Origin of the sequence: Neptuniibacter sp. QD37_6 (assembly GCF_047778085.1) — a bacterium.
Lineage (GTDB): Bacteria > Pseudomonadota > Gammaproteobacteria > Pseudomonadales > Balneatricaceae > Neptuniibacter.
The window spans coordinates 2,601,399-2,626,479 of the sequence record NZ_CP180550.1; the positions used below are offsets into that span (position 1 = coordinate 2,601,399).

Annotated in this window: 24 protein-coding genes; 12 read left to right on the top strand and 12 right to left on the bottom strand. The window is 43.9% G+C overall.

Annotation, left to right across the window (positions count from 1 at the left end; genetic code table 11):
• Positions 1-424: 424 nt before the first annotated feature.
• From ltrA to ACMXYO_RS12405, 4 genes are all read right to left on the bottom strand, one after another.
• A complete protein-coding gene (gene ltrA / locus ACMXYO_RS12390; protein ID WP_415885411.1) occupies positions 425-2,083 on the bottom strand; it encodes a group II intron reverse transcriptase/maturase in 1,659 nt (552 codons plus the stop codon).
• A 990-nt stretch (positions 2,084-3,073) separates the two neighbouring features.
• Positions 3,074-4,723 carry a chaperonin GroEL gene (gene groL, locus ACMXYO_RS12395; RefSeq protein WP_415885412.1) on the bottom strand — a complete coding sequence of 550 codons (1,650 nt, stop codon included), beginning with the start codon at positions 4,721-4,723 and terminating at the stop codon, positions 3,074-3,076.
• A gap of 64 nt (positions 4,724-4,787) precedes the next feature.
• On the bottom strand, positions 4,788-5,075 hold the full coding sequence (locus ACMXYO_RS12400) for a co-chaperone GroES (protein ID WP_415881976.1): 288 nt from the start codon (positions 5,073-5,075) through the stop codon (positions 4,788-4,790).
• 150 nt (positions 5,076-5,225) lie between these two features.
• A complete protein-coding gene (locus tag ACMXYO_RS12405; protein WP_415885413.1) occupies positions 5,226-5,729 on the bottom strand; it encodes an FxsA family protein in 504 nt (167 codons plus the stop codon).
• 449 nt (positions 5,730-6,178) lie between these two features.
• Between ACMXYO_RS12405 and ACMXYO_RS12410 the strand changes: the two genes are divergently transcribed.
• On the top strand, positions 6,179-6,946 hold the full coding sequence (locus ACMXYO_RS12410; protein WP_415885414.1) for an SDR family oxidoreductase: 768 nt from the start codon (positions 6,179-6,181) through the stop codon (positions 6,944-6,946).
• Positions 6,947-7,009: 63 nt separating this feature from the next.
• On the opposite strand, the gene ACMXYO_RS12415 is transcribed toward ACMXYO_RS12410, so the two are convergent.
• Complete coding sequence (locus ACMXYO_RS12415) at positions 7,010-8,932, bottom strand: PhoX family protein (protein WP_415885415.1); 1,923 nt, start codon at positions 8,930-8,932, stop codon at positions 7,010-7,012.
• A 351-nt stretch (positions 8,933-9,283) separates the two neighbouring features.
• On the opposite strand from ACMXYO_RS12415, the gene ACMXYO_RS12420 reads away from it, so the two are divergent.
• The 4 genes from ACMXYO_RS12420 to ACMXYO_RS12435 all read left to right on the top strand — a co-directional run bounded on the left by ACMXYO_RS12420 (position 9,284) and on the right by ACMXYO_RS12435 (position 12,750).
• Positions 9,284-9,940, top strand: a complete 657-nt coding sequence (locus tag ACMXYO_RS12420; RefSeq protein WP_415885416.1) for a DUF2057 family protein — start codon at positions 9,284-9,286, stop codon at positions 9,938-9,940.
• 48 nt (positions 9,941-9,988) lie between these two features.
• On the top strand, positions 9,989-10,954 hold the full coding sequence (locus tag ACMXYO_RS12425; RefSeq protein ID WP_415885417.1) for a porin: 966 nt from the start codon (positions 9,989-9,991) through the stop codon (positions 10,952-10,954).
• Positions 10,955-11,095: 141 nt separating this feature from the next.
• A complete protein-coding gene (locus ACMXYO_RS12430; RefSeq protein WP_415885418.1) occupies positions 11,096-12,466 on the top strand; it encodes an AmpG family muropeptide MFS transporter in 1,371 nt (456 codons plus the stop codon).
• Positions 12,467-12,537: 71 nt separating this feature from the next.
• Positions 12,538-12,750: a hypothetical protein gene (locus ACMXYO_RS12435; protein WP_415881983.1), complete on the top strand. Its 213-nt coding sequence runs from the start codon at positions 12,538-12,540 to the stop codon at positions 12,748-12,750.
• 50 nt (positions 12,751-12,800) lie between these two features.
• Here ACMXYO_RS12435 and ACMXYO_RS12440 read toward each other — a convergent pair whose 3' ends face one another.
• Entirely contained in the window at positions 12,801-13,283 is a 483-nt protein-coding gene (locus ACMXYO_RS12440; RefSeq protein ID WP_415881985.1) for a YajQ family cyclic di-GMP-binding protein, read from the bottom strand.
• A 108-nt stretch (positions 13,284-13,391) separates the two neighbouring features.
• Here ACMXYO_RS12440 and ACMXYO_RS12445 point away from each other — a divergent pair, with 108 nt between their 5' ends.
• The 3 genes from ACMXYO_RS12445 to ACMXYO_RS12455 are packed head-to-tail and all read left to right on the top strand — an operon-like array spanning position 13,392 to position 15,239.
• A complete protein-coding gene (locus ACMXYO_RS12445) occupies positions 13,392-14,291 on the top strand; it encodes a 2-dehydropantoate 2-reductase (protein ID WP_415885419.1) in 900 nt (299 codons plus the stop codon).
• A gap of 29 nt (positions 14,292-14,320) precedes the next feature.
• Positions 14,321-14,887: a cob(I)yrinic acid a,c-diamide adenosyltransferase gene (locus tag ACMXYO_RS12450; protein ID WP_415885420.1), complete on the top strand. Its 567-nt coding sequence runs from the start codon at positions 14,321-14,323 to the stop codon at positions 14,885-14,887.
• A gap of 28 nt (positions 14,888-14,915) precedes the next feature.
• Entirely contained in the window at positions 14,916-15,239 is a 324-nt protein-coding gene (locus tag ACMXYO_RS12455) for a hypothetical protein (protein ID WP_415885421.1), read from the top strand.
• Here the strand turns inward: ACMXYO_RS12455 and ACMXYO_RS12460 are convergent, their stop codons facing one another.
• The 4 genes from ACMXYO_RS12460 to cobU are packed head-to-tail and all read right to left on the bottom strand — an operon-like array spanning position 15,240 to position 19,013.
• Positions 15,240-16,799 carry an HDOD domain-containing protein gene (locus tag ACMXYO_RS12460; RefSeq protein WP_415885422.1) on the bottom strand — a complete coding sequence of 520 codons (1,560 nt, stop codon included), beginning with the start codon at positions 16,797-16,799 and terminating at the stop codon, positions 15,240-15,242.
• A gap of 20 nt (positions 16,800-16,819) precedes the next feature.
• Entirely contained in the window at positions 16,820-17,422 is a 603-nt protein-coding gene (locus ACMXYO_RS12465) for a histidine phosphatase family protein (protein WP_415885423.1), read from the bottom strand.
• A gap of 20 nt (positions 17,423-17,442) precedes the next feature.
• The gene (gene cobT, locus ACMXYO_RS12470; RefSeq protein ID WP_415885424.1) at positions 17,443-18,498 is read right to left on the bottom strand and encodes a nicotinate-nucleotide--dimethylbenzimidazole phosphoribosyltransferase; all 1,056 of its coding nucleotides are present in this window, start codon (positions 18,496-18,498) and stop codon (positions 17,443-17,445) included.
• Positions 18,495-19,013: a bifunctional adenosylcobinamide kinase/adenosylcobinamide-phosphate guanylyltransferase gene (cobU, locus tag ACMXYO_RS12475; protein WP_415885425.1), complete on the bottom strand. Its 519-nt coding sequence runs from the start codon at positions 19,011-19,013 to the stop codon at positions 18,495-18,497. Before cobU ends, cobT begins: the two co-directional genes overlap by 4 nt.
• A 137-nt stretch (positions 19,014-19,150) precedes the next feature.
• Here cobU and ACMXYO_RS12480 point away from each other — a divergent pair, with 137 nt between their 5' ends.
• Positions 19,151-20,329, top strand: coding sequence for an NnrS family protein (locus ACMXYO_RS12480; RefSeq protein ID WP_415885426.1), 1,179 nt, complete (start codon positions 19,151-19,153; stop codon positions 20,327-20,329).
• A gap of 83 nt (positions 20,330-20,412) precedes the next feature.
• Here the strand turns inward: ACMXYO_RS12480 and ACMXYO_RS12485 are convergent, their stop codons facing one another.
• On the bottom strand, positions 20,413-21,396 hold the full coding sequence (locus tag ACMXYO_RS12485) for an MDR family oxidoreductase (protein ID WP_415885427.1): 984 nt from the start codon (positions 21,394-21,396) through the stop codon (positions 20,413-20,415).
• A 130-nt stretch (positions 21,397-21,526) separates the two neighbouring features.
• Between ACMXYO_RS12485 and ACMXYO_RS12490 the strand changes: the two genes are divergently transcribed.
• Both ACMXYO_RS12490 and ACMXYO_RS12495 read left to right on the top strand, forming a co-directional pair.
• Complete coding sequence (locus tag ACMXYO_RS12490; RefSeq protein ID WP_415885428.1) at positions 21,527-22,285, top strand: FadR/GntR family transcriptional regulator; 759 nt, start codon at positions 21,527-21,529, stop codon at positions 22,283-22,285.
• A gap of 202 nt (positions 22,286-22,487) precedes the next feature.
• Entirely contained in the window at positions 22,488-23,033 is a 546-nt protein-coding gene (locus tag ACMXYO_RS12495; RefSeq protein ID WP_415885429.1) for a YhcB family protein, read from the top strand.
• On the opposite strand, the gene ACMXYO_RS12500 is transcribed toward ACMXYO_RS12495, so the two are convergent.
• Positions 23,030-23,791 carry a Nif3-like dinuclear metal center hexameric protein gene (locus ACMXYO_RS12500; protein ID WP_415885430.1) on the bottom strand — a complete coding sequence of 254 codons (762 nt, stop codon included), beginning with the start codon at positions 23,789-23,791 and terminating at the stop codon, positions 23,030-23,032. The genes ACMXYO_RS12495 and ACMXYO_RS12500 overlap by 4 nt on opposite strands.
• A 77-nt stretch (positions 23,792-23,868) precedes the next feature.
• Here ACMXYO_RS12500 and ACMXYO_RS12505 point away from each other — a divergent pair, with 77 nt between their 5' ends.
• On the top strand, positions 23,869-25,014 hold the full coding sequence (locus tag ACMXYO_RS12505) for a S1C family serine protease (RefSeq protein ID WP_415885431.1): 1,146 nt from the start codon (positions 23,869-23,871) through the stop codon (positions 25,012-25,014).
• Positions 25,015-25,081 lie beyond the last annotated feature (67 nt).

Consider the following 25,081-nt stretch of genomic DNA (forward strand, 5'->3'; position numbering starts at 1 on the left):
AGCGGCTCAAGCCTTTAAAAGCCCATATTCAAAATATGGACCGGCAGAATTATAAACTCATTTAATTTAATTGGGTGGGAGCGAGCGCAAAGGATTACGTTCCATTCTCTTTGAGAGTGTCCTTCAGGTTTAACCCGTAGGGTCCCAAGATCCTTTCTTCCAGTTAACTCTGCTCTCATTACAGTCAACCCCAAGGTGACAGCCCTAGGTCGCCCCCGTCATGTTTCTGCTATTAAGCCGAACCAGATAGGAGGAGCATCCCGCTAGCTCCCTTCTTACTTCCCCTTTCAACTGGAACCTGACTCTGTCACGCCAGACGCAAATAGGGGAAATTCAAAAGTTTGGTGAACATAAGCACTTCCATTTTAAATAACCCATTTAAGGGACTAAGAAAACTTTAATTGAGTTCATTACACCGAAAAACTCACGTAACATCAACTACATGAAATTGTCGATGGCAATTTGGATGCAACAACACCAAGTTAGCCAGATTATCACTACCGCCCTTTGTTCGATGCAGTATATGGTGGATGTTCCACCCAGTCTCAAACGTGATGTACTGATTGCACATCGGGCAGCGTTTCTGCTGACGTTTCCAAAGCGTATAGGTTTTCCGTTTGCCCTGTTCTGAGTTTCTCCACCTGTATTCAAGCCGTTGCTCGAAGTAGGTTTCATAACTCGGGTCATACGGATTCGCTTCCGCTTTGATCTTGGTATGTCGCTTTATTGGCGTGTCCATTGCGTATAGCAAGGTAGCGCGTTTGCCGCTGGGATAAACAACAGAGAAGGACCACTTTCGTTTTCCAACGACAGGGAAGTATTTCTCTTTAACCCAGCGCTTCCGACGGTTGAGATGCCTCCGTCTGCACCACTGCCATAGCATTTTCCAGATACGGTAATCCAGATAGTTATAGGTTTCTTTAGCAACCACATGTCTATGATAGTTAGCCCATCCCCGAATAATAGGATTTAGCTTATCTATCAACAGCCATGCGGGAACCGTTTTGTTGCCTACAATTATTGCCTTAATCTTAGCCAGTACCGCCTTTAAGTTTTTATGGCTTGGCTTAATCAAAAGCTTTGCCCCGTACTTTCTGACGTTCTGCCCAAGAAAATTGAACCCGTATGATATATGCGAAACAAGCGTTTTTTCCGCTGATAAAGTCAAACCTCGCTCAGCCATAAAGGCCTCAACAACAGGTTTTACTTCGTCCACAAGCAGCTCTTTCGAGATGCCTGTGATCACAAAATCATCGGCATAACGGACCAGATTAACTTTCGTTTTGTAGCTGGCTTTGGTGTTTTTCTTCCCAAAGTGGGATTCAAGCACCGCTTCCAAAGTATCAAGCGTCCAGTTGGCCAAAACAGGCGAGATTATCCCCCCTTGAGGGGTACCTGCCTCCGTCGGATTCAATCGGCTGGATTCCATGTATCCTGCCTTTAGCCATTTCTTGAGAACTACCTTATCCATAGGGACATTGGCAATCAACCAGTCATGACTAATGTTATCGAAACACCCCTTTATATCGCCTTCCAGCACCCATTCAGCAGACGATTTACGACTAAGATTGACGAACAATTGCTCAATCGCATCTGCTGTGGACCGCATAGGACGAAACCCATAGGAATTTCGGTCTGCACGAGTTTCAGATACTGGTTCAAACGCAGACAGGTACAAAGCCTGCATAGCTCTATCCAGCATCGTTGGTATTCCCAGCGGACGGCGCTTACCGTTCGCTTTCGGAATATAGACTCGACGTAGCGGTTTCGGCTTATAGCCTTGTCGCTTTAACCGAAATACAGCATTCCATTTGGTTTCGGGAGTGTCCCAAGTTTCGCCATCGACACCCGCAGTCTTGCGACCGCGGTTTTCAGTGACACGTTTAACAGCAATAGCTTTAGCCGAAAAGGAGCGAACCAACATTCGCTGGAGCTTTTTCACCTGCCGCCATTGTTGCTCTTTAGCCGCCTTCGCGATCCGTACCTGTAGCCCCCTCACCCTGATATGACAGGCTTCCCAGTCAATATCGTGCCATCCTGTAGCTAGGTGGGAAGACGCAGGTACTGATAGTTCAGAACTCATCTTGCAGTCCTCCTAGAGATTTTGAACACCCCTGATTGACTGAAGACATAGCTACCCCAAGGGGATAAGACTACATCCCCACAAGGGTATTCTTGGGTTAGCGTTACAGCAGAGCTGTTACGCCTGTTTGATAGAAAGCTTTACAAAGCCTTCACGCGATTAAAGACCCGTTGGAAGTCTGCGTGCTTTCACACTAGGGCAAATCTTGAACCCCTATCCCGGCCATTACAGCCGAGCATTCGCTTTTTCCAACATCCTCTGCCTGCATTTCCAACAACATTCCTCACGGTTTGCCTGCCCTAAGGCAGAAATACAGGTTTACCGAGTTCCAGATCTATCACATGAGCGGGTTAGGTTCTGCCTATTCACCGATGACTTTAATGTCAGCGTATTCCCAGATGTAAAAGGAATAACCAGTCATGCACCTTTTTGGTCGAAGCCTGCCAGCTACTTTGGCTCCATGCGGTTGACGGTGTTTATTAGCAGTTCACATATGTTAACCATACCACTCAGCCTAGCCCCTTATCCGCGCGTAGCTCGCAGAATCTGACTGTCGCCTCACGGCATACAGACACCACAGAACCGTGGGGGTACATTGTCAGGGAGCTCCGCACAACGTCGTTACCAACGATGCACTACCCCTAGGCTACAACTAGCTGATTAGTCGGTCTCTCTTCCATTAATCTTTATGATTTCTGGCGAGACAATGATAGAAATGGCTTACGCACAGAAGTAGCGTAACAACCATTAGAAAGATATCTATATCCATTCAAATCTTTGACTGAACGTCATATAGATTAGGGAGTGGATATTGGACTGTGAAAGCACAGTCCAACACCAGCATGGCCCTAGGGCCAACCGATATCAGACTGCAATAAGCCCGATATCGGTCTTAGGATGACTATTTTATGGGATTCAAGCAGAGGCACACACATGGTGCCCGCGAGAAGTAGTACCCAAAAGCTAGCTACTTTTGCGACTCTCGTCGCACTACATCATGCCGCCCATACCGCCCATGCCGCCCATGCCGCCCATATCAGGCATGCCTGGCGCACCACCTTCAGCAGGCTTATCAGCAATCATTGCTTCAGTTGTGATCATAAGACCCGCAACAGATGCAGCCGCTTGTAGTGCTGAACGAGTAACTTTAGCTGGGTCTAGGATACCCATTTCAATCATGTCGCCGTATTCACCTGAAGCTGCGTTATAACCGAAGTTACCTTCGCCTTTCTCACGGATGTTAGACACGATTACGGAGCCTTCTTCGCCCGCATTACCAACGATCTGACGTAGTGGAGCTTCTAGTGCACGGAATGCAAGCTCGATACCTACAGACTGATCATGGTTATCACCTTGTAGTTCTTTAACTTGATCCATCGCGCGGATCAGAGCAACACCACCACCAGGTACTACACCTTCTTCTACTGCAGCACGCGTTGCGTGAAGTGCGTCTTCTACGCGGGCTTTCTTCTCTTTCATCTCAACTTCAGTTGCAGCACCAACTTTGATTACAGCAACACCGCCTGCAAGCTTAGCTACACGCTCCTGCAGTTTTTCACGGTCGTAGTCAGAAGATGTTTCTTCCATCTGTGCACGAATCTGGTTAACACGTGCTTCGATGTTGTCAGCAGCACCGATACCATCAACGATTGTTGTGTTTTCTTTAGTGATAGAAACGCGCTTAGCTTGACCTAGCTGCTCAAGTGTCGCTTCTTCTAGTGTAAGGCCTACTTCTTCAGAGATCACAGTACCGCCAGTAAGGATAGCGATATCTTCTAGCATCGCTTTACGACGATCACCGAAACCAGGCGCTTTAACAGCAGCAACTTTAACGATACCGCGCATGTTGTTAACTACTAACGTTGCTAGCGCTTCGCCTTCTACATCTTCAGCGATGATTAGAAGAGGACGAGATGCTTTAGCTACGTGCTCAAGGATTGGCAGTAGTTCACGGATGTTAGAGATTTTCTTGTCAGCAAGCAGGATGAATGGCTGCTCAACTTCAGCAGACATGTTGTCTTGGTTGTTGATGAAGTAAGGAGATAGGTAACCGCGATCGAACTGCATGCCTTCAACAACATCCAACTCATTATCTAGTGCTGTACCTTCTTCTACAGTGATAACACCTTCTTTACCTACTTTACCCATCGCTTCAGCAATGATCTCACCAACCTGTGCATCAGCATTAGCAGAGATAGTACCAACCTGTGCAATCGCTTTGTTGTCTGCACATGGAACAGCCATATCTTGGATCTGAGCAACAACTGCAGCCGCAGCTTTGTCGATACCGCGCTTAAGATCCATTGGGTTCATGCCTGCAGCAACAGACTTAAGACCTTCGTTAACGATCGCTTGAGCTAGTACAGTCGCAGTCGTAGTACCGTCACCCGCAACATCGTTTGCTTGAGACGCTACTTCTTTAACCATCTGTGCGCCCATGTTTTCGAACTTGTCTTCAAGCTCGATCTCTTTCGCAACAGATACGCCGTCTTTAGTAACGGTAGGTGCACCGAAAGACTTATCTAGAACAACGTTACGACCTTTAGGGCCCAAAGTAGTTTTAACTGCATCAGCTAGGATGTTTACACCGTCTAGCATGCGCTGACGAGCATCGTTACCAAATAGTACGTCTTTAGCCATTTCCTAAAATCCTGTAATCAAATTCTTAAAACAATTAGATAAAGCGAAAAGTTCAACCGGAAGATTAGTCTTCCAATACACCGTAAATTTCGCCTTCGCTAAGAATTAGTAGCTCTTCACCGTCAACTTTCACAGTGTTAGCGTAGCCACCAAACAATACTGTATCCCCAACCTGAACAGTCAGCGCTTGGCGCTCACCATTTTCCAGAAGACGACCTTCACCCACAGCAATAACTTTACCTTGGTTTGGTTTTTCCTGTGCAGAACCTGGAAGTACGATGCCGCTTGCAGTTGTAGCTTCTTCTTCGTTACGACGAACAACTACACGGTCGTGAAGTGGACGAATTTTCATCTGTTCTTTCTCCTGATCTTTATCTGATCAAAATAAACATGTTTGTTTGGAATCGGGCCGAACAACTCTTAGTTGCTTTCCCCTTTGAAATGCTAGGTTGGGGCATAAAAAATGAATTCAACACTAGCCAACAATTTTTTTGCTTAAAAATTAATCCTTGCGCTCAAACTCACCGTCAATTACATCATTTGAACGGATATTCCGATCTTGTTGCTCATGGGCATGATGACTCTGTGACTGATGTTGGAAAGGGTCATTCGCATAGAATTGCGCTGAACTTTGATGTTGCTGCTGCATGGCTATCACACTAAAGCGGCTAAACAATGTTTTCGCAAACGCTTTACGCGTAAAAGGAAGCAAACAGCTAAAACCAATCACGTCTGTGACAAAGCCTGGTGTAACTAAAAGAGCACCACCGACAGCAAGCACGATACCTTCTACCATCTCCTGGCCTGGAATCTCACCATTCTGGGCACGCTGCTGCGCTCGTGCCAGTGTAGATAAGCCTTGGTAGCGCAACATATTTACGCCTATAAATGCAGACAACAGTACTAAACCAACTGTGTTCCACGCCCCAATTGCTTCACCTACATTTATAAGTACTGTGATTTCAATAATAGGGATAATGATGAACAGCAGAAAAAGAAACTTCATTTATTGCCTCAAAAATAATCGATCACTCTATAAGAATAGGACTCATTATAGAGCTTCTAAACAGGTCCTACCTGCCTAAATTTAAACTGGTATTGATCTAGATTTTTTTACTAAACATACCCTTTTCTTTTTATGGTCAGACCAAAAAATTTCAACCCTAAACCACCATTTTCAGTCTAATTTTCACATTTTAAGTGCTAAAAAATCGTCTAAAAAAAAACCAATACCAAAGTACTCATACTTTTTGCACTGCGAAATTTTTATTTAAAAACATACAGTTAGCATCTGCAAAAAATCAAAAAAATACCGGTCATGAGTATATTAAACTTATTGATAAATGAATCTGTGGAGCAACAAGTAGACTTTTTTGCGAAAGCGGGATAAGTTTAAATTCTGCACAATGACGCAACGCACAAAAAAGAGTCAAACCGAAGTAAGGTAATCCTAAAATGGAACTCAAAGATAAAGTAATTGTTGTAACTGGTGGTGGCCGTGGTCTTGGTCGTTCAATGGCACTTGAACTGGCTGAACAGGGCGCAAAACTTGCTCTAGCTGACCTAAGCCAGGAAGATCTAGATACGACTGTTGGCCTTTGCATGGAAAAAGGCGTCGAAGCACGCGCTTACATCTGCAACGTAGCTAAAGAAGACGAAGTAGAAAAACTATTCAATGACGTTGTAGCTGATTTCGGCACACTACACGGTCTGGTTAACAACGCTGGTATCACTCGCGACGGTCTATTCATGAAAGTTGATCGCGAAACTGGTAAAGTTGTTAAGAAGATGTCTATGGACCAGTGGAACCTGGTTATGGATGTTAACCTAACTGGTACTTTCCTATGTGCTCGTGAAGCTGCTGCTCACATGATCGACCTAGGCGTTCCTGGTTGCATCGTAAACATCTCTTCTATCTCTCGTTCAGGTAACATGGGCCAGACTAACTACACAGCAACTAAAGCTGGCGTAGAAGCAATGGCTGTTACTTGGTCTAAAGAGCTAGCTCGCTACGGCATCCGTGCTGCTTCCATCGCTCCAGGTTACATCGGTACTGAGATGGTTATGAGCATGAAGCCAGAAGCTCTGGAAAAAATTGCTGCCGGCATCCCAGCTAAGCGTCTTGGTAAGCCAGAAGAAATCGCTAAGACTGTTACGTTCATTCTTGAGAATGACTACGTTAGCGGTCGTTGCTTCGAAGTTGACGGCGGCCTACGCGTTTAATCTTCCAAGCTTCATAAAAAAACCGGCTTTCGCCGGTTTTTTTGTACCTATCAATAATTGTTATTAAGCCCCAATCACTCCGCCATCTTCGCGTGTTATCACTACAATGGTTGAACGCGGCTTACTGTCACCACCAGCAGGGAAATGCGAAGGCTTACCCTTCTCTCCTGGGTCCTGAATCCCTACAAACATAGATTTTTGATCTGGAGAGAACGTCAACCCCGTCACTTCGCTGGCAATGGGTCCTGTTAAGAAACGATGAATTTCGCCCGTTTCTGGATCTGCACATAACATCTGGTTGTTACCCATACCAGCAAAATCATCGGCATTAGAGTATTTACCATCAGTCATGATCCATAGACGGCCACCTTTGTCGAAACCTAATCCATCCGGGCTATTGAACATATTTTCGGTAGTGATGTTACTACTACCTGCTAACAGCCCTGCTTGATGAATGCTTGGATTGCCCGCGATCAGGAACAGATCCCAACTGAATTCAGCAGCCGTATGATCGCCATTCATTGGTGTCCAACGTACAATCTGTCCGTACTTATTCTCTGCTCGTGGATTTGGTCCACCTACAGGCTGATCCTCTTTCTTGCCCCGATGCTTATTATTCGTCAGCGTACAGCAAGCACTTGATTTATTAGGATGCACTGCAACCCATTCAGGTCGATCCATGGTCGTTCCACCCACTTGCGTTGCTGCTAAACGTGTGTGGATAAGTACTTCTGCCTGACTGTTAAAGCCATTCTCTGGCGTTAATCCATTCTTACCGAAAGTGAGTTCCAGCCATTCGCCTTTGCCTTTCAATTCACCGTGATCAGCACTGAACTTAGCCACATATAAAGTACCATCAACTAGAAGATCACGATTTCTACTCTGGTCATTGGCATCATATTTACCTTTTGACACAAATTTATACAGATTCTCACCGCGCTCATCATCTCCCAGATAGACCACAACATGACCTGAGTCATCAACCATGAGAGCTGCATTCTCATGTTTAAAGCGACCTAGCGCTGTACGCTTCAGCGGCTTAGACTCAGGATCCATCGGGTCAATTTCTACCACCCAACCATGGCGATTCGGCTCATTTGGGTTTTTAGCTAGATCAAAACGCTGATCAAACTTACTCCATTGATAACGCTTATCTACCGCTTTTAATCCGTAGCGTTTTTGTTCAGCCGGGATGCTATGAGCTTCATCCTCAGTACCAAAATACTTATGGAAGTTTTCTTCGCAGGTTAGATAAGTGCCCCAAGGCGTTTCACCATTGGCACAGTTATTAAAGGTACCCAATACCTCACGACCTGTTTGGTCGGCAGCCGTTTTAAGCAGATCATGCCCTGCCGCTGGTCCCGTCAACTGCATTGGGGTATTTGCAGTAATGCGACGATTCAATTTTCCACTACGATCAACGACCCAGCCCTGAGCGGTTTGTTGAATTTCAAAAACAGACACACCGTGAGCATTCTGTGCTTTAAGCACATCATCAGCGGTCATCATGTCACCTTTGTGGTCATACAAAAGATCAGTGTTGGTGTATTCGTTATTAACAGCTAATACTGCACGATCGCTAGATAAAGGAAACAATGACATGCCATCGGTATTATCACCAAACTGCAGTGCCTGAGCAGACGCCGGCGCTCGTCCTGTTGGATCAAATTCTGGTGCACCCTCAAAGATAGGGTCTCCCCAAGAGATGAGGCTTGTCAACTTATAGCCCTTTGGCACAACCACTGTATCTGCTGTGCTACTGGCAATAGGCTCAAACCCGATAAGCGTACTCTTAACTTGAGTTTGGATTGCAGCCTGTACAGAGTTTGCAATAGGCGACATACCGATAAAAGCACCTAAACCAAGCGCGCCAGCCCCAGTCAAAAAGCCACGACGGCTAACCGCTTTATCTGTTAGCTGAGTAAACTCTGAATCTTGTTCCTGATTTAAATTACTGCATAGATCATGTGAATTGTTATAGCTCATAGTGATTCCACTAAAAATCAAAGTGCATCTTTTTGTATAGCCCTACGCTTGGGCACCAGAAATCAAAGCTAGTCCTACTTAATGACATATCAATTAACGTTAAATGAAGCTATTGCTAAGAAAAATTTATTCAACAACATCTATAAAGAGAAACAGGTTAACTTTAGGGCAAAAACAAAACAATCGATCAAAAATAAACCACACATTAAAAAGGCGTTTCAAAACAGCAATATCCACGCAACAAAAACTTAAAGAAAATAAATTCCAGCACAACAAAAAAGAAACATTTCTGAAATAAAACCCACCTATTATTGCGCCGCAACAACGAATTAATTTTTCAAGGCAATAATTTTGAAAGTTTTAAAATCCATTTTATTACCAACTTTAACTGCAGTTTCATTAATTGCTACAAATCACTCTTACGCTAATAACTCTCTTTTATTAGGCGAAGGGGTTAATCTAATTGCAGTTAATGGCGAAGAAATTAATTCAGACAGTTTATTCAGCAGTAGTACAAAGCATAATCTGCCAAATGGTTTAAATCAGATCCTCGTTGATTTCACTGCCGAAATAAAAAAAGGCGATGACTTTGAACTAGAGAAAACTAAAGCCTTTGTCTTACTGTTCGAAAGCAGTGATACAAAAATTACTTTATCAGCACCGCTGATCGAAAGAATCAAAGATTTAAAAGAGTTCGAAAAGAATAAGAATTGGACATTAAAGAATAGCGCCAATAAAAACATCAGCTATAAGGTCAACACTATTGAGAATAGTGGATTCCAATTAAGCCGTGATTTCGAAGAAGAATTAGAAAAATTCAACAGAGGCAACTCTGTTGCTGCTTTACCAAAAAGCAAAATAAATATCCCAAATAACATCAATAACAAAGAAACAAAAAACGATGTTATTAAAAAAGAAAATATGGCAATGGAAATGCTTATTTACTGGTACAACCAGGCAGACCTTAACACTAGAAAATCATTCAAAGAACTTATTAAAAACAAATAAGTTTCTACAAGTTTATAACCCTATACTAAAACTCCTTGGAGAGAAGACATGAAAAAGCTGATCCTGGCTTCTGCTATTGCTGCTATTGCTGCTATTGCTGCTAACACTGCTACTGCAGCGACTGTTTATGAAAATAAAGGCCTGACGTATAAAATCAAAGGTGACTGGCAGGTTCAGTTGCGTGACAACGCTAGCAAAACTAAAGATACTGAAGTGGAATTTGATGATTTAGAAATCAAAAACACTATCACTTATGATCTAGGTAACGACCTACAAGCATTCGGTCAGGTAGATTTCGGTTTCAAAAACGAAGCTGAAGGCAAAAATACAGAAAACCTAGAAGAAGCTTACCTAGGCCTAAAAGCTCACAACGTATCTGTTGCTGTGGGTAAGATGGATAAAGCGATTGATGATTTCGCTATCGAAGGCATGATCGAAGAATACACTGCTGAATCTATCTTTGATGCAACGGGTAGCACTGATGGCGATGACGTAATTCGCGTTGATGCGGAATTCGATAATGTAACACTAGCTCTATCCCACGAACTAGAAGCAGATGGCGAAGGCAGCGATGACGGCGAGTCTACTGAACTATTCGTATCTGCTGATCTAGGTGTTGTTACGCTAGGTGCTGGTTACCAGACGCTAGAAAACACCAACACAGGTGACGAAGAAGACAAAGATCTTTGGGGCGTGAGCGCACAGTTCGATGCAGGTTTCGCTGAGTTTGTAGTTGACTACGGTGAAGCAGAAAATAATCTTTCTGCTAACAGCGATGAAGAGTTCTTCCACATTGGCGCTTCTTTCAAAGCTTCAGCTACAACTAAAATCACAATTGGTCATTCTGAACTAGAACGAGATGGCGCATCTGACAAAGAACAAACTTACGCTAATGTTGTGTACAAGTTCCCAGCTCAGAAAAATGTTCGTCTATTCGCTGAGATCAGTGACGTTGATGAAGATGGTCAAGATCTAGATATGGATGTTCTTGCTGGTATCCGCATCAAGTTCTAAGAAGTTTAAGCATAAACTTGTCCCCCCCTTCAGACAAGTTTATGCTAAAAACTTTGGGCCCAGTTTTTACTGGGCCTTTTTAGTTGCTATAGATCTATTCGAAAGCGACAATAAACGCCTACTACACGGAAGGCGTCATATATGTCATCAGTTGATTCCAAAACTGAATCTTGGCTCGATACAGCTAAAATCTATCTTCATCCTAGAGCAATCACACTTCTGTTTTTTGGTTTCTCTTCTGGCCTTCCTATTTTGCTCGTTTTTGGCACTTTATCCTTCTGGCTTCGTGAAGCAGGCGTTGAACGGAGTTTAATCACCTATTTCTCCTGGGTTGGTTTAGCCTATGGCTTCAAATGGCTTTGGGCTCCCTTAGTTGATCGCTTAAGCCTCCCCTTACTTTCAACTTGGCTTGGTAGGCGCAGAAGCTGGTTATTGCTTTCGCAGATCATGCTCATCATAGGTTTAACCGGGCTTGCCTTTTCCAATCCCCATGAAAACCTTCAATATATGGCGTTGTTAGCACTGGTCGTCGCTTTTAGTTCCGCGACCCAAGATATAGTCATTGATGCCTACCGTATCGAATCAGCTGGCGAACGCTTACAAGCAGCCATGGCCGCTACTTATATGGCCGGCTACCGTATTGCGATGATAGTGGCAGGTGCTGGTGCACTGGCGATCGCAGCATGGACCTCAATTTCACCAGAAAGCTATGACATCAATTCTTGGAAGTATGCCTACTTAATCATGGCATCCTTAATGTCTGTCGGAATGATGACTACGTTTTTAGTAAAAGAGCCAGCTTCTGTTGAGATGGACACTGAAACGCTTGAGCAACAACAAAAAATTATTGAATTTACTCAACGTAATGCTCACCTTCCCAATTTTCTATCTCGCTTCTTAGGCTGGGCTTATATAGCGATTGCTTGCCCATTTATCGACTTTATACGTCGTTACGGTATGCAGGCCCTTCTTATTCTTGCGTTAATTGGTACTTACCGAATTTCTGACGTTATTCTTGGAATTATCGCTAATGTTTTCTATGTCGATATGGGCTTTACTAAGGAAGAGATAGCGCAAATCATCAAAATTTATGGCGTAGTTATGACCATTGTCGGCGCAGGGCTAGGCGGTATTCTGGTGAATCGCTTTGGCGTGAGAAAGATCCTGTTCTTAGGCGCGCTGTTAGTTTCCCTCACCAATCTTCTATTTGCTTGGCTAGCCACTTTAGGTAATGACACTACGGCACTTACAATCGTTATCTCGCTGGATAATCTGAGTGGCGGTATTGCTACAGCGGCCTTTGTCGCCTATCTATCTAGCCTGACAAATATTCAATACTCAGCTACACAATATGCTCTTTTCAGTTCGATGATGCTGCTATTCCCTAAATTTCTTGGCGGCTTCTCTGGTGGCTTTGTCGATAGCTTTGGCTACCCTTGGTTCTTCACTGCTGTTGCGATCATAGGTCTACCCGTATTGATATTGATCTGGATCAGCCCAAGAAATAAATAGGAATCATTATCATTTACATTCATATAAATCTGGGTTACTCTTCTTAGCACTTAACAAGGAGGGATATACCGATGACTTATATGATTGATGCTTGGTTTGAACGTAACAACCCTTACCTGAGAGTCATTCACCGCTCTACGGGGATTTCAGTCGTTAATTGGCAAGGCGATACGCTAACCAGCAAATTACAAAGCGGAGCTATCTGCGTAGATGACTTTGAAGCTACACCTTCGCAGGATCTAGTAAAAGAGATCTTTCTTCTGGATTGCTTGGAACAAGATTAGTCAGGTGAAAACTCATTCACCTGACTTTGTTGAGGCAGTAACAGGTAGGTTTAGTCGCGGAAGTTATTAAACTGCAGAGGTAATTCCAGATCTGCTTCGCGCAGCATTGCCATTACACTTTGCAAGTCATCGCGTTTCTTGCCTGTTACTCGCACCTGCTCACCCTGCACCTGCGCCTGCACTTTTAGCTTGGCATCTTTAATTAATTTTACAATTTTCTTAGCCAGTGGCTGATCGAGGCCTTGCTTAAGAATCACTTCCTGACGTGCACGCATATTCGCTTTTTCTGGATCTTTAATCTCTAAGCAACGAATATCGATTTTGCGGCCGGTCATCTTAGTTTTAAGCACATCCATCATCTGCTGCAGCTGAAAATCAACTTCTGCCTGCAAAGTCACGGTAGATTCAGTTTGCTCAAACCGCGCATCAACACCTTTAAAATCGTAACGCATCTGAAGTTCACGGTTAGACTGATCAACAGCGTTGGTGACTTCGTGCAAGTCTAGTTCAGACACAATATCGAATGATGGCATGAGGCTTCTCCCTATTTTTTTGCCGATTCTAGCTGACCTTTACCTCCATTTCACGTCACAATAGAGAGATAATAGGATCCACAATGCTGAAGATTAAGAGAATTAAGTATGAAAGAGAGATGGTACATACTTGGCGCTGGCTCAATTGGTAATTTATGGGCCTGTAATCTGATATCTGAAGGTTACTCCGTCACTCTTATTTTACGTAATTCAGCTAAGCTTTCTCGATTTGAAGCAAACCATGGCATTCAATTAGCTGATCAAATGCATAGTTGCCAAGCTGAACTACCTAATGATTCGTCGTTAATCCAACGCCTGATTATCACAACTAAATCTACTGATACTCAAGCCGCTTTCAACTCGATCAAGCATCGACTTGCCGATGACGCACATGTTGTTGTGCTGCAAAACGGCATGGGCAGCCAGCAATGGATAACAGATCAATTACCAAACGCTGAAGTTGCATGGGCTTCAACAACAGATGGTGCATGGTTAGAATCTGAATTCTCTGTTGTATACGCGGGCAAAGGGATTACTCGTATCGGGTCACCTGGTAAAACGCTCGATTGGTTAGAACAATTAAACTGTGGTTTCTTAGATTTACAACCTGATCCAGAAATAGCTACAACCTTGTGGCGCAAGCTAGCTATTAACTGCGCTATAAACCCTTTAACTGCGATCTTTGGCTGTAAAAATGGCGAGTTAGTTAGCAACCCTAACTATCTAAATGAGATGGTATTAATCTGCAATGAGGTAGAAAAGGTCGCAAATGCACTTAATTTAGAGCTGTTTGATGGCCCTTTAATTGACCATGCTTGTCAGGTAGCTGAATTAACCGCAAATAATTTTTCCTCGATGAACCAAGATGTGAAACATGGCCGTATAACAGAGATTAATCAGATCACCGGCTATCTATGTGAGCAAGCAGACAAACTTGATATCACGGTCGATATTAACAACTACTACCTTGAAAAAATTCGGGAACTACATCCTCATCCTGATACCTAATCTAGTAGTTTCTATCTATAGGAGCAGTAATGAGTAACAGGCTTAGTAAGATCTATACCCGTTCAGGCGATCAAGGCCAAACCGGATTAGCAAATGGCGAACGTGTATCTAAGACCGATCTCAGAATAGAAGTGATCGGCACGGTTGATGAACTTAATAGTGCTATAGGCATTGTCATCGCGAGCCTGCCTTCAGATGAATCAATTAAGAAACTGCTGCAAACCATACAGCACCAGCTATTTGATCTTGGCGGCGAGTTAGCAATTGCAGACCCTAGCTATGTCGTTATTACTCCGACAGAGATAGAATACCTAGAGGAACAACTGGACCTACTGAACTCAGAGGTACCGCCTTTGAAGGAGTTTATTCTCCCAGGAGGAACACTTTCAGCCAGTTATACCCATTTAGCGCGTAGTATCTGCCGACGCGCTGAAAGACGAATCATAGCACTACTTCAAGATGAGTCAGCTCAGGTAAATCCTAACTCTGGTATTTATCTAAATAGGCTGTCCGATCTGCTTTTTGTGGCAAGCAGAATAGTAGTGTTAAGGCAGGGCGGTGAAGAGATTCTTTGGCGATCCAAAGAAGTTAGATAATACAACTCACCTAATGGGAGTGATAAATATGAGAGCGCTGTTTTTTTCTGCGTTAATGCTACTAACACCTGCAGTTTTTGCTGACTGTTCAACAGATCAAACCATATGTGAAGCTAAATGTTCAGTAAAACACTTTACCGACGATGCTGCTGAACTAGGCTGTAAATCAAAATGTGTAGCTCAACGCGCGATGTGCTCAACCGAATCTGGTGCTAAGACCGTTGTAGAGAAAAGTGGTGAGGTAATCGAAGATGGCGTTGAAGTGAGCAAAGACGTTATCGATGATGGTGTTGAGATCAGCAAAGAAGCTTGGGAAGACACTAAATCATTTGTAAAAGGCATGACTGAATAGTCATGCCGTTTGTCTAGCTTTACTGTCAGCGTACATTAAAGCTAGGCGCGTTTGTGTAGAAAACTGGTTAAAAGTATTAAAGTCCTCTTCGGACACTGGTCCACGCCCTTTTAAGCGATCTGCATACAGCATACCAATTACCCTTTTCCCCATAGTAAGTGGTATCAATACGAAGCCCTGACATCCTACCTGCTTTACAAAGTTTGGCGGCAAGCGCTTATTCCACCCATCTTCATCTAGATCATTTACCAACAAAGTAACTTGCTTAGCCAAGACCTTAAAGAATAGATCGTCCGCTTTACCCGACTTGTCCCGTTCAAAATAAGTTTGCAAAGGATCAAGCTCTTTCCCTTCAATAATTTTTACCGATAGATGCGTATTGGATTTGCTAAGCAGACAAAGCATGCTGCGATCAAACTGACCGCATTCGCCGATCGCTTCTACAACTAACTTAAAGACTTCGTGAATCTTACCATCCGCTGCGATTAACTCGGTCAATCGATTGAGATAACTCAGCTGTTTTGAGTTACGTTTTGACTCGGCAACAACTTCTGTAGACTGCTCTGATACGCTTTCAGTTTGCTCAACCTCCTCTAACTCCACTTCATTGTGGGCCAAGAAAGCAAGCTGGCGTACCATATCATCCTTAGCAACATTTCCACTTTCTGAGTAATCAGGAATTAGCGAACGAGCCTTCAAACCGTAGTTACGGCTGACTTTAGCAACCCGTTGGAAACACTGTAGCGTAATTTCACCAACTTCATCAAAAGGGATATCTCCAGCAAGAGAAACGGCATCCACAACCTTATCGTAAGGCTGTTCGTTATTTTGATCCTGCCCATATAGCTGCTGTACTAAACCATGACTGAGCGTAGGTAAGGCAGATAGCATATCGCTTCGCTCATCAATATTCCCTAAATCCAAAGGGGACATTGTATTTAAGATCTGTTTTGGGTAACCCCAACCAGCAGCAAGCTCCCTACCCAACTCACTAAAGCTCATACCTAACACTTCAGCCTGAATTCGCGGCCATTTTTTCTCACCTCGTTCCTTTAACCTGAGCATTTTTCGATACTGCTCTGGCAAGGTACAAGCAACCATGATCTCGCCCAATCCAAATAACAAAGAAGCCATATAAGCCTCTTCTGGATCGACTGATTTCCGGCTTTTCAATGCAAGTTCCTTAGCCATGTTGGCACTCAAGAACTGTCGCATCATCATCCCAGGCACATCTAAATCGGGATTTTCGTCATGAAAGCTTTCAATTAATTTAAGAGTTAAACTGATATTTTTAATCTGATTAAACCCGAGTAAGACCACCGCTCGGGATACAACCGTAATATCACCTTGACCTCTTTTGTACGTAGGTGAATTAGCCAATTTGATCAGTTTGGCTGATAAGCCCGTATCTTTCATGATAGCCATAGCCAAAGCCATAGCATCGCTTTCTTCTGACGCGCTAATCTGCTGTATACGATTGACCGTAGCACTAAACACCGGCAGATCGCCTAAACGATCAAGGCTTCGATGAATATTTTTAAGTGTCTCGGTGTATTTCATTAATATCCCTATGCGACTGATCAAAAAGGAGAGCGAATATTACTACTTAGTAGCTGAGGCCAACACTGTTTTGTATCATAATCAAACCTCAGTTTAGAAAAATGAGCATAATCTATCGCTATTTTACTCCATTGATCGGCTTCCATACCAAGTAAGCTCCCAATAAGGCCACGAATAACGCCACCATGAGTAACAACTAACACCTTTTTTTCTGATAATTGCAGCAACTGTTCTTTAACCTTAGCTATTCGTTGCTTAAATTGCTGAATAGTTTCGCCATTTGGTGCCGGAAAATCCTGCGGTGCTTGCCAAAAATTATCTGCCGCTACAGGGTCTTCGCTGTAGACCTGCTCAAAACCCACACCATCCCAGTCCCCAAAATCCAGCTCTTGTAATTCATCCCAGACTTGCAATTCAATCTGCCGAGTATTAGCTAACCAACGGGCACTCTTTAATGCCCTCTGTAATGGCGAGCTAACAACTAAGTCCCATTCACCATTAGCTAAAACAGCTTCACAGGTAGACTGGCCTTTTGCAGACAGAGGGCTATCCGTTCGACCTAAATAAACACCTTTAAGTTCGGGTTCACCATGCCGGAACAGATCTACAAATAGAGTTTTCAAAAGAAATCCTTATTATGGCTTCAGTCCGACTTTTCACTTACACCGGCGCTAGAGAAGGTCGCCATCTGTTTATGAAGCAAGCAAGCCGTTTGAATAACACTTACCGCTGTTGCAGCTCCGCTGCCTTCGCCAAGGCGCATATCCAACGCTAACAAAGGCTCAGCAGACATGGCAACAAGTACTTTATGATGAAACTTTTCCGCTGATTGATGTCCAAAGATCATCCACTCTTTAGTTTGAGGGCAAATCATACTGGCCATGTATGCAGCAGCAGTGCTAATAAAGCCATCAACAACAACAGTAATACCCTCCCTCGCTGCCGTCAGGTAAGCACCAACCATCGCAACAATTTCAAAACCCGCTAAGGATCTTAGCAGCTCAAAAGGTTTATCAGCTGTGCACTGATGAAGCTTTAGTGCCTGATCAATCACAGCCGTTTTATGTTCGAGCGCATCACCCGATACACCAGTACCTGCTCCAACCACCTCTTGAGCAGTTAAGTCCATCGCAGCCGCTAATACTGTGGCAGCCACTGTTGTATTCCCAATCCCCATTTCACCAGCAATAAAGAGCTGGGCCCCAGCCCTCTTTGCTCTTAAGACCGCTTCCTCACCTACATTTAATGCATTAACTAGCTGCGCATCACTCATCGCTCGTCTCTTCGAAATATCAGCACTTTGCGAAGCGATTACTCGATCAAGCACATTACGATGTTCAACAGGCACCACCGTCCCTAAATTAATCACTTCAAATTGTGCTTTCAGTTGCTTAGCCAAAACGGCGATTGCCGCGCCGCCTTCTGCAAAATTTAGAATCATTTGCGATGTGACTTCTTGTGGGAACGCAGATACATTCTGGGCAGCCACTCCATGATCTGCAGCAAAAATAGAGATGCTTACACGATCTGCCGAAGGTAATGACTGTGCTTGCATTGCAGCCAGTTGCACTGCAATTTTTTCCAACACACCTAAAGAGCCAGGAGGTTTAGTTAGATTTCCTTGATGAGATAAAGCGGCTTGTTCTGTTTCAACGTTTAAAGGTTTAGCTTTCAGTTGCGCCCATTCCTGCAAGTTCACTTATTATCTCCTTTGACAGCCATAGGAATACCCGCCACTGTTAACGTCACCACTTCCACCACTGCTGCCAAATCTTGATGTAATCGACCAGTATTATCTTGAAATTGACGACTCAATTCGCCCATAGGGACAATTCCCCAACCGACCTCATTCGAAACCAATATTAGATCTCCGTCAAAGTCATTTACAGCTGCAGTAAGCGCCTTCATACCTTGCCGCATGGGTTCCAAGCCTTGTAATAACAGATTGGTTAACCAAAGGGTAAGGCAATCGACTAAGACGGTTTTTCCTTTACCACTCAAGCTATTGAGCGCATCCGGCAAGTCGAAAGGGATCTCTTGTATCTCCCACTCGCTCGGTCGATTCTGACGATGTAGTTCAATACGCTGCTCCATTTCCGAGTCTTGTGCTTGAGCGGTAGCAATATACACAACAGGCTGGCCCGTGGCGGTAGCTCTTTCTTGCGCCACCTGACTTTTACCCGATCTGGCACCACCTAAAATTAACTGTCGCACTGATATCCCTCGTCAAAAACTCATTGTCAGATCAATAAAATGAACGTTAACACTTCTTTAAGATGTATTCCTAATACACATTTAATGATTCTTAGTGTAGATTATAACACTGCTGATATAAGCGGCGGAGAGATCCCATGATTCAACTACAAGAAAGACGCACCCCTTCACCCTTTTCACTCTTTAATTTGGCATTTCGCCCATTTTTCTTAGGCGGAGCACTCTCAGCCATACTTTTAATGGCTGCGTGGCTGGTTATCTATAGTGGTGGCATTCAGCCTCACCACTATAACTATGGTGTATTCTGGCATGCCCACGAAATGCTATTTGGATTCTCTTTAGCAATCATCGCCGGTTTTTTAATGACCGCTGTAAAGACATGGACTAACGTACAAACACTTTATAGCTGGCCTCTCGCGGCACTTTTTTTACTCTGGTTTAGTGCGCGCTTAATGCCTTTATTCCCAGCGATCGAACCTTGGTTAGTAGCTGTCACTGATTTAGCCTTCGCGCCTATGGTGGCCGCTTGCGTGGCTTGGCCAGTTATTAAGTCTAAAAACTATCGTAATTTGATGTTTGTGCCGCTCCTGCTTGGCTTCTTCATTGCCAATCTACTCATGCACCTGCAACTACTTGGCTACACTGAGACAACAGCAGCGAAAGGAATCCAACTCGGCCTATTTTTAGTCATCATGGTAATTAGCATCTTAGGCGGGCGAGTTATTCCATTTTTTACCGAGCGCGGAGTTGAAGGCGTCAAAGTAACAAAACATGCTTGGCTGGAAAAAACGATTATTCCTCTGACTGCAGTATGGGTTGTTTTAAGCCTAACAGGGATTGAACCCCTTATGATTGCTATAAGCTTGCTGTTGGGAATAGCTAACCTAATTCGAGTAGCTGGTTGGTTCGATAAACGAATCTTTGCAGTACCCTTGGTCTGGATTCTACAGTTCGGCTATTTCTTCGTAGCACTGGGTTTTATGCTGTACAGCCTAAGCTTACTGGATCTAATTAGCACGTCGATTGCCTACCATGCATTTGCGGCAGGCAGCATTGGGGGATTAACACTGGGAATGATGGCGCGTGTTTCTTTAGGACATACCGGTCGACCTCTTAAAGTCGGACCGCTCATCATTACTGCCTTTATATTGATGCTATTAGCCGCAGCAGTGCGACTGAGCATAGGGCTATTACCTCTTTCTTACCTCACAACGCTGCACTTATCAGGTACGCTATGGATGCTCGCTTGGGTGCTTTTCCTGATTATTTACACCCCAATCCTGATAAAGCCTCGCGTGGATGGCTTATATGGATAGTCCAGCCTTCGATTTATTCAGCTACTAATAAAAAATACGGCTCTAACATAGAGCCGTATTTTTTTAACCAAACTATCGATTGCTTAGCTATTAAGATCTACAACCACTCGGCCTTTAACCTGACCATTAGTGATACGTTCAGCATAATCAGGCAACTCATTTAGCGCGATAATTTGAGCAATATCGCCCACAGCATTATCTGGTAATTGAGCTTGTAGTCTTTTCCAAGCTTCTTGACGACGCTCATAAGGACACATCACCGAATCAACACCTTGCAAGCGAACATTACGAAGAATAAAAGGCATAACTGTTGTTGGCAGCTTGAAGCTTGCAGCTAGACCACATGCAGTCACAACACCGCCATAATCTGTTTCTGATAAAATGCGACCTAGGATATTATCACCCACAGTATCAACCGCACCGGCCCAGCGCTGTTTCTCTAGAGGCCTTGCTGGCTCTGCCATCTGTTCTCGACTAACAATTTCTGAAGCACCTAAGCCTTTCAGATAGCTCTCAGTTTCAGGGCGACCCGTAATAGCTGTCACTTGATAACCAAGCCCAGCCAATATTGCTACTGCAACACTACCTACACCACCAGCGGCACCACTAACAATGATAGGCCCCTTATCAGGAGTTACACCACCCTCTTCCAGAGCCATGACACATAGCATGGCAGTTAAACCTGCTGTACCGATCTGCATAGTGCGAACAGGATCCATACCTTCCGGCAGAGGCACTAACCAATCTGCATTGAGGCGCGCATACTCTGCAAAACCGCCCCAATGGTTTTCACCTACACCCCACCCTGTCAGTACAACTTTATCGCCTTTTTGATAACGATCATCGGCACTCTCTTCTACTGTGCCGACTAAATCGATGCCCGGAACCATAGGGAAGTTCCGAATAATTTTGCCCTTGCCTGTAATAGCTAAACCATCTTTATAGTTTAACGAGGAGTAATCGACTTTAACCAAAACATTCTGCTCTGGTAATTGATCCAAACTCAATTCTGCCACTTCTGCTACGGTCTTACCGTCGTTTTGATTTAACACGAGCGCTTTGAACATGCCGATCTCCCAACCTATTTATCTATTTGTCATACAAATATAAAATAGATTTTTATATGATACAAGCTATGATGTTTTAGTTTATGTAGAATAGCTTATTCCTAGTATTAGCAATCCTATGGAGTTGTACGTGAATCTAGAAGTAGCCCCTATAAATAAGTCCAGCTTGTCTAAACAAGTCGCTGATCAATTACAGGAAGCGATTTTAGATGGCTCGCTAAAAGCGGATGATCGCCTCCCTACAGAAGGTGAACTGGCAGAACGCTTTCACGTATCACGCCCAACGATTCGAGAAGCGCTCAAGCGCTTAGCTGCTAAAAACTTAATTCGTTCACGCCGTGGACCTACTGGCGGCACCTTCGTAAACCACCTAGGTGCTGAAGAGCTTAGCGACCAGATGACCACAGCTGCGACACTTTTTGTCAGCATGAATCAAATATCTTTGACTGAAGTGAGCAGCACTCGATTAGAGTTAGAAAGCTTATGCTGCCAACACGCCTGCGCTAATAGATCCGAACAAGACCTAGAAAAACTGCGAGCTGAATTAAATTATCAATCCAATACCAATATCAGCCCTGAAGATTTCTGCGCGGCTGATGTTCGCTTCCATCGCGCCATAGCCGATGCAAGTGGCAACCGTATGCTGAGCTTTGTGATGTATTCATTGATCGAGGCTCTACAACCGGTTGCGAACATGATTGCATACCGTTTCCGTGAAAGAGAAATTATCTTAGGGCAACATCGCAGACTACTGAGTGCGATTGAAGATCAAGATATCAATTTAGCTAAAGCTATCATCAAAGAACAGATTGAGTATCTCGATCTATTACATTGTGAAGCGCAGTCCTCCCATCAAGAAGCGGCGAAACAAAATACTTTAAAACGATAAGCCAGCTAAGTTCGACCAATCTATAGTTCATTTATCCACGGATAAAGCCGAAAATTATTTATAATAGGCAGGGATAGATAATTGATTTATCCTTGCACAAAGCTCGCAAAGATCCCTTGACGCTGTACCTTATACAATAGACTCAGGCTATCTTTGTCAGCTCCTAATTCATCTTAAAATGCCAAGTTTATAAGGAGTTTTTGTGGAAAACGTTTGGCTTATTAGTATTGCAGCCCTTGTTGTTGGCGCCGTAATTGGTTTTTTGATGGGACGTTCTGGCGGAGGCGTACAACGCCAAGCAGAACTCGCTGAAAAACTAGAAAGCACCCAAAAAGAACTAGACAGCTACAAGAGCGAAGTGACTGAACACTTTGAAAAAACCGCAGCGCTAGTTAACAACCTGACTAACAGCTACAAAGATGTTCACGAACATCTTGCTACTGGCGCACAAGGCTTATGTCAGCCAGGCAGCGTTGATCTAGCCATTGAACCCTCATTGACTCCGAAGCTAGAAAGCGAAGCAGAAGAATCTTCAGCTGAAGAAAAACCTGCTACCGAAACAGAACAAGCAGAAAGCTCTTCAGAACCACCTAGAGATTACGCACCTAAGTCTCCAGAAGATGAAGGTACGTTATCTGAAACTTTTGGTTTGAAAGAAGAACAAGAAACAAAAGAAGAAGAGAAAGCCCCTGCTGATGCGCCTAGCAATATAGACGCAGAAACAGCAGAGCCTAAAGCGAAAGCTTAAACCGGATTATCTATATCGATAAACTGGTGCTGAAGCCCAAATTTCAGCGCCAGTTCCTCTCCTAATGCCTTAGCACCATAACGCTCCGTTGCATGATGACCTGCAGCAAAATAGTGAATACCATTTTCTATCGCACTGTGGAAAGTTGGCTCTGAGACTTCACCAGAGATAAAAGCATCCAAGCCCTGTTCTATCGCCTTCTCTATATAGCCTTGAGCACCACCCGTGCACCAACCAATCTTTTTAATAGGATGATCTCCGCCTTTAATCAGCAAAGGCTCACGTTCTAGAACCTTTTCTATATGATCAGCCAATACCTCTGCAGACATAGCTTCAGGCAACTCTCCCGTATTCCCAATACTGCGCGGATTACCAAGCTCTAAAGCACCAAAGCCTTCAATATCTAAAAGCTTAGCCAACTGGGCATTGTTACCAATCTCAGGGTGAGCATCTAATGGCAGATGATAAGCAAGCAAGCTTATATCATTATCTAGCAAGGCTTTGATGCGACGTTTTTTAATTCCTGTAATACAGCTATTCTCTCCTTTCCAAAAAAAGCCATGATGAACTAACAAGACATCAGCCTTTTCATCGATAGCTCTGTCTATCAAAGCTTGAGAAGCCGTTACACCAGATATAACTTTGCTAACATCACTTCGCCCTTCCACTTGTAGACCATTCGGACAGTAATCTTTAAATTGGTTTGGCTCTAAGCGTTGTTCTATATATGCGATTAGATCCGATAGTTTTACCGACATTCTTCTGTTATCCATTCACAAAGGGAATATTCATCGTATAATTCTAAGCTTGTTTATGGCGTTTCGACTATACATTCATGCGTAAATTTAACTTTCTTTTCTGGCCTATCCTCTCAGGCGTGCTTGTCGCTATTCTCCTGTTGCAAGTCTTTCCAGATCTATTAGATAGTTCAAACTCTACCATTGAGTTCCGTGAAGCCCGCAACAACACTGCTCCACAAGGAAATATTGGCCCTGTCTCTTACGCAGATGCTGTAGAAGTCGCTGCCCCTGCTGTTGTTAACATCTACACCCAAACCGTTGTTAGGCAGAATGTGCACCCTCTCTTCAACGACCCTTTTTTCCGTAACTTCTTTGATTCCGACAGCATTCCACAACGAGAGCGCGTGCAGTCCAGCCTAGGCTCTGGCGTAATTCTAAGCTCTCAAGGCTACATAGTTACCAATAACCACGTAATTTCAGGCGCCGATAGCATTATTGTTGCTTTGAAAGATGGTAGAGAAGCTGCCGCAGAAGTGATCGGTACAGATCCAGAAACAGACTTAGCCGTTTTAAAGGTCACATTGGATAACTTGCCAAGTATTACACTCGGTCAAACTGAAAATTATCGTGTTGGTAATGTAGTCCTAGCTATCGGCAACCCATTTGGTGTTGGGCAAACCGTAACCATGGGTATCATCAGTGCTACCGGCCGCAACAGTGTAGGCCTGAATACCTATGAAGACTTTATACAAACAGATGCGGCCATCAACCCGGGTAACTCTGGCGGTGCTTTGATTGATGCCTTTGGCAATCTAATTGGTATTAATACCGCAATTTTCTCTAAATCAGGCGGTTCCCAAGGTATCGGCTTTGCAATCCCATCAGACCTGACCAAGCAAGTTATGCAGGACTTAATACAGCATGGTCGCGTTGTTCGCGGTTGGCTGGGTATTGAGATTCAAGAGCTTACGCCTAGTCTTGCTGAATCATTTGGCCTTAAAAAACTTCAAGGACTTATCATTGCAGGCGTATTCCGTAACGGCCCAGCCCATATAGCAGGCCTGCAACCCGGTGACGTAATGCTGACCATCAATGACAATCCTATTTTGGATGGCCGTAAATCCATGACTCAAATAGCCCGTCTTCGACCAGGTCAGGTAGTCACCGTTAAAGTTCTTAGGGAAGGTAAAGAACTCTCCTTTGATGCTAAAATTGGCGAACGCCCTAAAAGCCGTAACTAACCCTTCATTACAAAGCAAATAAAAAGGGCCGCCATTTCTGGCTGCCCTTCATCAAAAAGTCGTCTAA